Source organism: Flavobacterium sp. (assembly GCF_043773265.1).
Taxonomy (GTDB): Bacteria; Bacteroidota; Bacteroidia; order Flavobacteriales; family Flavobacteriaceae; genus Flavobacterium.
The window spans coordinates 1-11,832 of record NZ_JAYVFH010000281.1; the positions used below are offsets into that span (position 1 = coordinate 1).

The 11,832-nt window shown below is 30.2% G+C and carries 13 protein-coding genes; 6 read left to right on the top strand and 7 right to left on the bottom strand.

Annotated elements, in window-relative coordinates; genetic code table 11:
• From nadD to ACH2BO_RS14575, 5 genes are all read left to right on the top strand, one after another.
• A partial coding sequence (gene nadD / locus ACH2BO_RS14555; RefSeq protein WP_395045458.1) for a nicotinate (nicotinamide) nucleotide adenylyltransferase occupies positions 1-559 on the top strand: 559 nt, incomplete at its 5' end.
• Between the two features lie 99 nt (positions 560-658).
• A complete protein-coding gene (locus ACH2BO_RS14560; RefSeq protein WP_395045459.1) occupies positions 659-1,825 on the top strand; it encodes an iron-containing alcohol dehydrogenase in 1,167 nt (388 codons plus the stop codon).
• 338 nt (positions 1,826-2,163) lie between these two features.
• Positions 2,164-3,159 carry an NAD(P)H-dependent glycerol-3-phosphate dehydrogenase gene (locus ACH2BO_RS14565; protein ID WP_395045460.1) on the top strand — a complete coding sequence of 332 codons (996 nt, stop codon included), beginning with the start codon at positions 2,164-2,166 and terminating at the stop codon, positions 3,157-3,159.
• Position 3,160: 1 nt separating this feature from the next.
• Complete coding sequence (locus tag ACH2BO_RS14570; protein WP_395045461.1) at positions 3,161-3,406, top strand: hypothetical protein; 246 nt, start codon at positions 3,161-3,163, stop codon at positions 3,404-3,406.
• Between the two features lie 267 nt (positions 3,407-3,673).
• Positions 3,674-3,994: a GIY-YIG nuclease family protein gene (locus ACH2BO_RS14575; protein WP_395045462.1), complete on the top strand. Its 321-nt coding sequence runs from the start codon at positions 3,674-3,676 to the stop codon at positions 3,992-3,994.
• 759 nt (positions 3,995-4,753) lie between these two features.
• Here ACH2BO_RS14575 and ACH2BO_RS14580 read toward each other — a convergent pair.
• The 3 genes from ACH2BO_RS14580 to ACH2BO_RS14590 all read right to left on the bottom strand — a co-directional run bounded on the left by ACH2BO_RS14580 (position 4,754) and on the right by ACH2BO_RS14590 (position 6,758).
• Positions 4,754-5,161 (bottom strand): hypothetical protein, encoded by a 408-nt coding sequence (locus tag ACH2BO_RS14580; protein WP_395045463.1) that lies wholly within the window; start codon positions 5,159-5,161, stop codon positions 4,754-4,756.
• Between the two features lie 113 nt (positions 5,162-5,274).
• A complete protein-coding gene (gene pheS / locus ACH2BO_RS14585; RefSeq protein WP_395045464.1) occupies positions 5,275-6,294 on the bottom strand; it encodes a phenylalanine--tRNA ligase subunit alpha in 1,020 nt (339 codons plus the stop codon).
• Positions 6,295-6,401: 107 nt separating this feature from the next.
• A complete protein-coding gene (locus tag ACH2BO_RS14590) occupies positions 6,402-6,758 on the bottom strand; it encodes a hypothetical protein (protein WP_395045465.1) in 357 nt (118 codons plus the stop codon).
• Between the two features lie 155 nt (positions 6,759-6,913).
• Between ACH2BO_RS14590 and ACH2BO_RS14595 the strand changes: the two genes are divergently transcribed.
• Positions 6,914-7,423, top strand: a complete 510-nt coding sequence (locus tag ACH2BO_RS14595) for a CvpA family protein (RefSeq protein ID WP_395045466.1) — start codon at positions 6,914-6,916, stop codon at positions 7,421-7,423.
• A 38-nt stretch (positions 7,424-7,461) separates the two neighbouring features.
• Here ACH2BO_RS14595 and ACH2BO_RS14600 read toward each other — a convergent pair whose 3' ends face one another.
• From ACH2BO_RS14600 to ACH2BO_RS14615, 4 genes are all read right to left on the bottom strand, one after another.
• A complete protein-coding gene (locus ACH2BO_RS14600; protein ID WP_395045467.1) occupies positions 7,462-8,214 on the bottom strand; it encodes a tetratricopeptide repeat protein in 753 nt (250 codons plus the stop codon).
• Positions 8,215-8,221: 7 nt separating this feature from the next.
• Positions 8,222-10,021: a BatD family protein gene (locus tag ACH2BO_RS14605; protein WP_395045468.1), complete on the bottom strand. Its 1,800-nt coding sequence runs from the start codon at positions 10,019-10,021 to the stop codon at positions 8,222-8,224.
• A gap of 35 nt (positions 10,022-10,056) precedes the next feature.
• Positions 10,057-10,794, bottom strand: coding sequence for a tetratricopeptide repeat protein (locus ACH2BO_RS14610; protein WP_395045469.1), 738 nt, complete (start codon positions 10,792-10,794; stop codon positions 10,057-10,059).
• Positions 10,795-10,885: 91 nt separating this feature from the next.
• Positions 10,886-11,832 (bottom strand): VWA domain-containing protein (locus ACH2BO_RS14615; RefSeq protein WP_395045470.1); only part of this gene is annotated, 947 nt, incomplete at its 5' end.

The window sequence follows — 11,832 nt, forward strand, 5'->3', positions numbered from 1 at the left end:
CGTTGGTCATTTAATTATTGCCAATCACATGGCAGAACATTCTGTTTTAGAACAAATTTGGATGGTTGTAACGCCACACAATCCGCACAAAGAAAAAAATACTTTGCTTGATGACAGACAACGTTTTCATATGGTTTCATTGGCAACAGAAGAATATCCTAAAATAAAACCTTCTGATATTGAATTTAAATTACCTCAACCCAATTATACAGTAAATACGCTTGCACATTTAAAAGATAAATTTCCGCAGCACGAATTTTCTTTGATAATGGGAGAAGACAATTTAAAATCGCTTCACAAGTGGAAAAACTATGAGTATATTTTAGAAAACCACGATATTTATATTTATCCAAGAGTTTCTGAAAAAACAGATGTTGACTCTAATTTAAAAGATGTAGGAACAAGTTCAGCATTTAAAATTCATAAAATAAATGCTCCAATTGTAGAAATATCATCTACTTTTATTAGAGCAAATATTAAGAATAAAAAGAATATTAGACCATTACTTTCTGAAAAAGTTTGGCAAGAAATTGATTATAATAATTATTATAGGAAGTAATCTTAACATACTTTATTAAGTCATCGAGCAAGCTTTTTGTAAATTTGTTTCGGTTTAGAAATTTCATCTTCTAAACATTAATCTATTAAATCTATTAAAATGTTAAATTTCGAATTATACAATCCTGTCAATTACCTTTTTGGCAAAGGACAAACTGAAAAACTATCTAAATTAATTCCTGCAAATGCTAAAGTTTTATTGGCTTATGGTGGCGGAAGTATCTTTAATAACGGAGTTCACGAAGCTGTAAAATCGGCTTTAAAAGATTATGAAATAATAGAATTTGGAGGTATCGAACCCAATCCAAGATTTGAAACATTATTTAAAGCAGTAGAAATTGTAAAAAATGAAAAAATCACTTTTATTCTTGCAGTTGGTGGAGGAAGCGTTATTGATGGTGTAAAATTTATTTCTGGCGCAACACATTATGAAGGAAATCCAATTGATATTCTTAAAAATCGAGTTTTATTTACAGATTTGTCAAAGGTAATTCCTTTTGGAACCGTTTTAACCTTGCCAGCAACTGGAAGTGAAATGAATTCTGGAGCTGTTGTAACAATCGAAGCAACTCAAGAAAAACTTACTCTTGGCGGAAGTGCTTTGTTTCCAAAATTTTCTATTTGTGATCCAACTGTAGTTTCATCATTGCCAAAACGTCAAATAGAAAACGGAATTATCGATGCCTTTACCCACGTTATGGAACAATATTTAACTTATCCTCACGATGCACTTTTACAAGACCGAATTGCAGAAGGAATTTTGCAAACACTTGTAGAAATTGGTCCAAGTGTGGTAGAAAACCCTAGTGATTATAAATTGGCGTCTAATTTTATGTGGTGTGCAACAATGGCATTGAACGGATTAATTCAAAAAGGAGTTCCATCTGATTGGGCAACGCACATGATTGGTCACGAATTAACAGCGCTTTATGAAATTGACCACGCAAGAACTTTGGCAATTATTGCACCCAATTTATACCAAGTTATGTTTGAAACTAAAAAAGACAAACTAGCACAATATGGCGAAAGAGTTTTTAATGTTGCAGGAAATTCAGTAGATGAAAAAGCCAACAATGCCATTGAAAAGACAGTAGAATTTTTCCATAAAATGGGAATGAAAACCAAACTTTCTGAAAATACAGATGATTATTCAAAAACTGCCGATTTTATAGTAAATCGTTTCAGCGAAAGAGGTTGGAAAGCACTTGGCGAAAAACAAAATATTACTTTAGAAAAAGTTAAGGAAATTGTTGAAATGAGTTATTAAATTCTATTTTATTACACTTATTGCAGTTTAAAAGCTATATTTAAATAAAAGATACTGAATCAAGTTCAGCATAAAAAATCAAAAGCCATTCAAGAAATTAATCCCTGAATGGCTTTCTCAAACCCCAAAACAAAATTTTAACTAACTAAACTTATAATTTCAAACTAACAGAAATTATTTATATAAAACGTTTCAGAATTAGTCTTATTGTATTGAAAATCATAAATATAAGTTAAATTAATCTTAATAGAATTTATTTAAATACCGAAACACATCAAAGTATAACTTTTGTGATTACCATATAAATTGAGTATTTTTGATAATTCAAACAAACTACAATGAATCAATATCCAAAATTTGCAGTAATTGGTGGCGGAAGTTGGGCTACAGCTATTGCAAAAATGTTATGTGTAAACCTTGACGAAATTGCATGGTACATGAGAAACCAAGATGCAATAGATCATATTAAAACTCAAAAACACAATCCAAATTATTTAAGTTCAGTTGAATTTGATGTTAAAAAACTAAAACTTACATCAGATATTAATGAAGCTGTTGCTTATGCTGATTATATCATTTTTGCCATTCCGTCGGCTTTTTTAAGTGCAGAGTTAGAAAAACTAACCGTTAGTTTAAAAGATAAAGTAATTTTTTCTGCAATAAAAGGAATTGTGCCAGAAACATTCTTAATTGTTGGCGAACATTTCAATAAAAAATTTGATATTCCGTTTGAAAACATTGGTGTAATAACTGGTCCGTGTCATGCTGAAGAAGTAGCTTTAGAACGATTATCATATTTAACAATTGCTTCTGGCGATGCAGAAAAAGCAAAGATAGTTGCCAAAGTTTTAGCTGGAAATTATATTAAAACCAAAATCTCTGACGACATTATTGGAACCGAATATGCTGCAATGCTAAAAAACATTTATGCCATTGCTGCCGGAATTGCTCACGGATTGGGTTATGGCGATAATTTTCAATCGGTGATAATGAGTAATGCCATTCGTGAGATGAAGAAATTTATTAGAAAAGTGCATAAAATGAAACGTAATATTAATAATTCGGCCTATTTGGGAGATTTATTAGTTACTGGATATTCTGTTTTTTCTAGAAATAGAATGTTTGGAAATATGATTGGAAAAGGTTACACTGTAAAAAGTGCTATGATGGAAATGAGTATGGTTGCCGAAGGATATTATGCTGTAAAAAGTGCTTACAAACTAAACCAAGATTACAAAGCCAAAACGCCAATTATTGATGCTGTTTATGAAATTTTGTATGAAGGAAAAGATGCTAAATCAGTATTTAAAAAACTAACGGATAAATTAGATTAATATGAGTGAAAGATGGAAATTTCAACTAAAAGTTGGAATGATTTGGAGTATATTAATGACTGTTTTTATGGTTTTTATAAATGAAAAGTCTTTTAACGAACAACTCAATTCGAGTGATTTATACGTTAGATTGATTCTAATTTTTCTTTGTGGAATATTTATTATGGGATACATAACTTGGAAAGGTCAGGATGAAAAATACAATAGTTGGAGTACTTTTTTTAAAAGAAAACCTAAAAAAGAGTAAAATTTCAAAATACAACTATGTTAATCTGTTTTTATTAAATTAATTTTGAAGAGTATAAATTGTCTTAAAACAAACTTCGAGAATAACTTTATGCGATTTCTCCCAAAAGGTCGAAATGAAAATTTTACGTATTTTTTTGAATTTTTTTTGTCATTTCGACAAAGGAGAAATCACATTACTAAATCAAATTTCGAGAATAACTTTATGCGATTTCTCCCAAAAGGTCGAAATGACAAACTAATTTAAAAAACTTATTATTAAAAAAACATGAATGAATTCAATCCACAACAAGGTTTTCATTCCTACTACGTTTATATAATTACCAATAGGTATAGGTCTACATTTTATATCGGGATGACAAATAATATTAAATTAAGACTAAATCAACATAATGAAAATATAGAAACAGGAAACAAAACCTTTGCATCAAAGTATAATATTGAATTTCTTGTTTATTACGAAAAATTTGTTTGGGTTGAAGAAGCGATTGCTAGAGAAAAACAATTAAAAAAATGGAGAAGAGAAAAGAAATTAGATTTAATTAGAAGTTTTAATCCTAAATTCGAATTTTTAAATCATCATTTTTAATGAAAATCTCGTTTTGTCATTTCGACGAAGTAGAAATCACATTCTCAAAATTGCTTAATGTGAATTAACTTTATGCGATTTCTCCCAAAAGGTCGAAATGACAACTTTGCGTATTTTTTTAGAATTTTTTTTTGTCTTTTTTGTCTTTTCGACGAAGGAGAAATCACATTCTCAAAATTACTTAATGAGAATTAACTTTATGCGATTTCTCCCAAAAGGTCGAAATGAGAACTTTGCGTGTTTTTTTTGAATTTTTTTTTGTCTTTTTTGTCTTTTCGACGAAGGAGAAATCACATTCTCAAAATTGCTTAATGAGGTTTAACTTTATGCGATTTCTCCTAAAAGGTCGAAATGAAAATTTTACGTATTTTTTTGAATTTTATTTTTTTTGTCTTTTCGACGAAGGAGAAATCACATTAACCAAATCAAATTTCGAGAATAACTTTATGTGATTTCTCCCAAAAGGTCGAAATGACAACTTTGCGTGTTTTTTTTGAATTTTTATTTTTTTGTCTTTTTTGTCATTTCGACGAAGGAGAAATCACATTCTCAAAATTGCTTAATGAGGATTAACTTTATGCGATTTCTCCCAAAAGGTCGAAATGACAACTTTGCGTATTTTTTTTGAATTTTTTTTTGTCTTTTTTGTCTTTTCGACGAAGGAGAAATCACATTGTCAAAATTGCTTAATGAGGATTAACTTCATGCGATTTCTCCCAAAAGGTCGAAATGACAAAAATTGAAACAATTTTCTTTTTTCTACCTAACAATAACGCCATCAACAAACAAAATTGGCACTTCTTCAACATAATCTGGAGTGATTGTTTGTGCTTTAAAAATAAATTTCTTGTCATACAAAGTATTCCCAATAAAGTAGGTTACCATGAATTCGTTATTTAATCGTAAAATACTATTTTCTAATAATTCTATCTTTACTACTGAAACTGCTGGTACTTTTGGAAATGCATGTCGCAAAAGTGATGTTTTTTTCATTTCGCCATCTATTGTTCCAAAGGCATTGGAAACTACCAGTACACTTTCTAAATCAAAATCTGAATCATTTACTAGATAAGCATACCAAACTTTTTCCATGAAGTCATCGCTCCATTCTTGGATTGCAGCAAGGAATACGTTTTCTACTGTTGGGATTTTTATGTCTGATTTCATTTTCAGTTTTAGATTAACCACAAAGTTCATAAAGAAGACGCAAGGAACACAAATTTTTAGTGAGCTTCGTGAAAAAACTTAGTGCTCTAAGTGGTAAAAATGTATTGTTTAATTTATATTGATGACTTAAATTGCTCCAAGAAACGCACATCGTTTTCATAGAACATTCTGATATCGCCAATTTGATATAATAACATTGCAATTCTTTCTATTCCCATTCCAAAGGCAAAACCGTTGTATTCGTCTGGATTTATTCCGCAGTTTTTAAGAACATTTGGATCTACCATTCCGCAACCCATAATTTCTAACCAACCTGTTCCTTTTGTAATTCTATAATCGGTTTCTGTTTTTAAACCCCAATAAATATCAACTTCGGCACTTGGTTCTGTAAAAGGAAAGTACGATGGACGCAAACGAATTTTAGATTTTCCAAACATTTCTTTGGTGAAATACAACAAGGTTTGTTTTAAATCGGCAAATGAAACGTCTTTGTCAATATATAAACCTTCTACTTGATGAAAAATACAGTGTGAACGTGATGAAACTGCTTCGTTACGAAAAACTCTTCCCGGTGAAATGGTGCGAATTGGCGGTTTATTGTTTTCCATATAACGCACTTGTACTGATGAAGTATGTGTTCGCAACAAGATATCAGGATTTGTTTGAATAAAAAATGTGTCTTGCATATCGCGTGCCGGATGATATTCTGGCAAGTTTAATGCGGTAAAATTGTGCCAATCGTCTTCAATTTCTGGACCTTCAGAAACGTTGAATCCTATGGTTGAAAAGATGTCAATAATTTGATTTTTTACTAATGAAATAGGATGACGAGCACCAATAATTAATGGTTCGCCTGGACGTGACAAATCGCCATAAAAACCTTTAATTTCTTCTTTACTTTCTAGTTCTTCTTGAATGGTTTTTACTTTTTCTTCGGCTACTGTTTTTAAAGTATTTATTACTTGTCCGAAGTCTTTCTTTTGTTCGTTTGGTATGTTTTTAAACTCAATGAAAAGTTCTTTTAGCAATCCTTTGCTTCCTAAATATTTTATACGAAAATGTTCTAAAGCTTCTTTGTTTTTAGTATTGAATGCTTTGGCTTCTTCTATGTGCTGTTTAATCTTGTCTATCATCGGTCGTTCTTTGAAGGTGCAAATTTAGGGATTTTAGTTGAAAGTAAACAGTTGCAGTCTCAGTTTTCAGAATATTCTGAACTGAAAACTGAGACTGCGACTGAAAACTAGTCAATAAGTTCTTTTTCTAGAAAATAACTCACTATAGCATCTTTCATTAAAATTGATTGTTCGCCTGCTTTTAGTGGTGGTAATTCTTCTTTTACTGTGTAATGTGGCCAACCGTCTTTGTCTACAAAATCGAATTCGTAATATCCGTAAGGTTCGAGTAATCTACAAATTGCAATGTGCATTAGGTTTACTTTTTCGTCTTTTTTAAAAGCTTCTTTGAGTTTTCCAAGTTCTTGTACTCCAATTAAATATATAATTGCGTCTAAATCTAAAACATCGCCATCGGCAAATTGATTGGAAAGGATTTCTACGACTTTGTTCCAGCGGTTTTTTAATTGTTCGTCTCTTGACATTTTTTTTTTCTTTTTTTTAGAAAATAGAGTAGAGAAAAAAGAGAATTGACTTTATCTTTATCTAAAATGATTTGCAAATATATCACATTTAGAATCTTTTCTCTTTGTTCTATTTTCTATATTCTTATATATTTGCATTTCAATTTTATGAAATTATGGGAATTATAGATATTGTTCTAGGTGCTTTATTGGTTTTTGGATTAATTCGTGGTTTGCGAAACGGACTTTTTGTAGAATTGGCTTCACTAGTTTCATTCTTTGTTGGAATTTATATTGCTGTAAAATTCTCTTATGTTGTTGGAAATTTTCTTGGTGATAGTATAACTTCATCTGCCAAAACAGCAAAGGTTATTGCGTTTGTAATTACACTAATAATTGTTGTTGTTGCAATTCATTTATTGGCAAAAGTTTTTTCAAAAATTGCGAGTTTTGTTTTTTTAGGTTGGCTCAATAAAATTGGTGGAGCGTTTTTTGCAACTTTAAAAACAGCTTTATTACTTGGAATTGTATTGAGTTTATTTCAAAAAGTAAATATCAACGACACTTTTTTATCTAAAGAAACTCAAAATAATTCATTGCTTTTTAACCCAGTTTTAAAAACTTCTGAAATTTTATTACCAGTTTTGACTGATTGGTTTAAGGATTTGAAAAGTAGTGTTCGGTAATCAGTATTTAGTGTTCAGTAAAAAAACACATATAACATTTACCTCAACTCTTTAATAGCTTCGTCGCTTATCCAACCTGTAGTTTCATCGGTTAGTTGTATTTTTTTCCAATTGGCAATGCTTTCTAGAATGTACACTTTGGTTCCTTCATGAAGCAAAATTGTTTCAGAACTTGTTGCTTTTGGTTCTGCTTTTAACGATGCTGTTTCAGAAAAAATTATGGCTGATTTTTCGTTTGTTTTTCTGTTTTTTTCATAAATCGCCGATGAAATACTAATTAGTATTGCAATTAAAATCACAAACATTCCTGTAAAAAAAATTCGTTTTTTTACACCAGTTCTAGAAAAATAATAAGCCGCAAAAAAAGCTAAAAACAAAAACGTTAATGCTACTGCAATCCATGCCCAAGTGTCATAATAATAACTGCTTGTAAAATCTTGTATGAGTTTATCAAAACCAACTTTTGGAATAACTTTTATGACGTCGATTGTCATTTTTTGAGCGAAATCTAAATTGGTTTTTATTTCTTGGTCGTTAGGATTTAATTGCAATGCTTTTTCATAATTGTAAATTGCTGGTGCAACTTTGTGTAGTTTGTAGTAGCAATTTCCTAGATTAAAATACAACTCAGCCGAATGTTGACCATTGGCCAAAACGCTTTCGTAACTTGTTATTGCCGCTTTATAGTTTTCGTTTTTGTAATAATTATTTCCATCTGCAAAGGGATTGGAAATATCTGTTGCAAAAACAGACCACGAAAAAATCAAAAATAAATAAAATAATTTTTTCATTGTGTTACTATTTAATTTGTTTATCAAGTTCAGATATAATGGCTACTGCTTTATCATAATCTTGATGAATTATTGTACTTGTTGATGGTGCATATCTTGCTAGTTCACAACTTTCTGTCAGTGTTATAAACTCGTTTATGGTTTCAGTATTTACATTTTTAGAAAGCAGAATTTCTGTGATTTTTTCCTTACTCATTTCTGATGTTTCGATGCTTAATTTAGCTTTCAAGAAATTGTGCATTGCTTTTTCTAATGCAATATAAAATGGCTCTTTCTTAGTTATATATTTCTTGGCTTCTGATAAATATTTTTTGGCTAAAGCATTAGCTTTTTTCTTTTTATTTCCAATAATATCTGCGTCTTCGGCTTCTTTTCTTTTTCTAAAAACAATTATAAGAGGAATAAAAAGTATTGGTAAAATCATCAAACCATAAAACAATCCTGAACCAAAGAAATCTTTAGAATTAATAGATGATAGGGATGTTTTTTGCTTAATAAATGCAAACGATTTGGCAGCTGCAACTTGAACTTTGCTTGTATTGGTTGTTCCTGCTGTTGTATTTTCGCCTTGCAAAACATCTAAAACTATTTCTGGTGAAGTAATGGTTTTATAACTATTTGAAATTAAATCAAAATAGGAAAATGATAATGGTTTTATAGCAAAATTTCCTTTAGATTGAGGAATAATTGTGTATTTATCTTGTATGCTTCCTGTCATTCCAGAAATTGGTGTTGAAACATTTTCGGTGTGTTCTGGATCATACATTTCTAATGAAGATGGTACAATTGGTTTTGGTAAACTAAATAATTTTAAGTTTCCTGTTCCTGTTACTTGAAGGTTTAAATCTAAAGATTCTCCACTTTTTAATGTTGTTTTGGATGGTGAAACTGTGAAATCAAATGTGCCAACAGCTCCAGAAAATCCTTCGGGTTTTCCTGTTTCTGGCAATGGTTTTACATTTATAACTTTGGCTCCAGCCGAAACTCTTTTAGTTTGCATTTTTGTTTCATATTCACCATAAACATCAACTCTTCCTGTTGGAACTTCAACTTGAACGTCTAATGTTAATGGTTCTATTTGAAGGTTTCCTGCTTTTTGAGGATACAAAACCATTTTTCGAAGTATGGCATATCGGTAACTTTCACCATTAAAAACTCCTTGTTGAATATTGAATTGTTTTACATCAATATTTTGACTCCAAAAATCAGAATATTTTGGTTTATTAGTTTCATTCCAACCACCAACTGCAGAACGATTGCTAACATAAATTTTGTAAACTACAGTTATTGGTTCGTTTACATAGGGATTTGTTTTAGAAATTTCTGCTACAAGATGAACACCATCTTTTCCTGCATTTAAAGGAACGCGTTGTTGCTGTTGCTGTTGATTATAATATGTATTATTCGAATACGGATTTTGTTGTTGTTGAGCAACTGCGTTTCCAACGGTTATGGTTATGGGTTGAGTTTTATAAACTTGTCCGTTATATTCTATTGTGGCACTTTTTATAGTTAACTTTCCTTTTTTTAAGGGCATCAATGTATATGAATATGCTTTGTTGAAAGTGCTTCTTCCGTTTACCCATGATTGACTTACCATTTGACTTGGTCCAGAAACTATTCTAAATCCTGATGCTTGAAAATTTGAAATTACTAAATTGTCTCCATCAAAATTCATATAAAATTCTATTCTCACATTTTCGTTTATACCAATTTCATCTCTACTTACTTTTGCTTCAAATTTTACTTGAGCACAAAGTAGGTTTATAGAAATTATTGTAAATAAAAGAAATAAATACTTTCTCATTTTTTATTCAAAATTTTTAATTCGTAATTGACTAATTACCAATCTTTTTCTGGTTTTGATGGTTTTCCTTGAACCTTTTGTGCATTTATTTTTTCTTGCACTTTTTTCTCTTCATTGTTTACAGCATCAAGAAGATTTTCGATTCTTTGTTTAGATGCACCACTAGGTTTTGGTTGTGGTTCTTCTGGTTTGTCTTTTTCTTTTTTATCGGTTTGGTCTTTCTTTTCTTTTTCTTTGTCTTTTTTATCTTCTTCTTTTTTATCTTCTTCCTTTTTATCTTTTTCTTTGTCCTTTTCCTTATCTTTTTTGTCGTCTTTCTTATCTTTTTTGTCGTCTTTTTTTGGTGGATTGTCTTTTAACATTTTTTTTGCTAATGCATAGTTGTATCTTGTTTCTTCATCTGTTGGATTGTTTCTAAGCGCATTTTTATAAGCTTCAACTGCGCCAGAATATTCTTTTTCTTTCATTAATGAATTTCCAAGATTATGAAATGCTTGATGTTTTTCGGGTTTTGTTTTAGCATCACTAATTGCTTTTGCAAATTGATATTTGGCTTCTGATGGTTGGTTTTGTTTGTAAATAGTTGTTCCTAAGTTGTAAGAAGATTTGGACTTCTTTTTGAATTTGGCTTGCGATATTCTATAATTTGCTTCAGCATCGACATAGTTTTTCTCTGCAAATTTTTCGTTGCCTTTTGGCAAAAATTTGTCTTTCTCTTGTGCTTTTGTGGCAAAAGTGATTAGGATTAGACAATATATAATTAATTTTTTCATTTATTTTATTTTGATTGTGTGATTTCTCTTAAAAGGTCGAAATAACAAAACCGTTTTATTATATCTGCACGGTAATAAAAATCAATAGAATTTATTTTTCTTCATTAAATAAATTCATTTTTTTTACCCATTTGGTTTTTCTTTCTAATAAAAAAACATCTAATAATAAAAGAAAAAAACCAAAGCCCAAAAACCATTGAAACTGCGATTTAAAATCGGCCATTTGTGTTGCACTGAATTCTGTTTTTTCGGTATTATCTAAAACTTTTTTTACATAATCTAAAACAACTTTTGTTGAATTCCCATCAACATAACCTCCTTTTGAACTTTTTGCAATTGTTGTTAAAACTTCTGCATTTCTTTTAGTAACAACTATATTTCCTTCTTGATCTTTTTGTAAACCTTCGCCATAACCATTTTTAGCCAACGGAATTGTTCCTCCTTTTTCTGTTCCAACGCCAACGGTAATTATTTTTATTCCTAATTTCTGTGCTTCTTCTGCGGCGTTTTCTGCATTGTTAGAATGGTCTTCACCGTCAGAAATAATTATCAACAACTTATTGGTTTTGTCTTTTTTATCAAAATATTTATTCGAAGCCAAATCTATTGCTTGGTCTATTGATGTTCCTTGCGAAGAAATCATTCCGGGATTCATAGATTGCAAAAACATTTTGGCAACACCATAATCAGAAGTCATTGGTAATACAGGAAAAGCACTTCCAGAATAGGCAATGATTCCAATTTTATCACTTCCCAATTGATTTATTAATTGTGAAACAAGTTGTTTACTTTTCTCTAATCTATTTGGCGCAACGTCTTCTGCCAACATGCTTTTAGAAACATCTACCGCAAAAACTATATCAATTCCTTGTCGTTTTACTTGTTCTATTTTGGTTCCCATTTTGGGATTTACTAATCCGATGATTAAAAAAGTAAATCCTAAAAGAACGACTACAATTTTCAAGATAGGTTTAAATAAAGATTTCTCTGGACTTAATTTTTTTATTAAGTCTAAATCGCCAAATTCTTGTTGTTTTT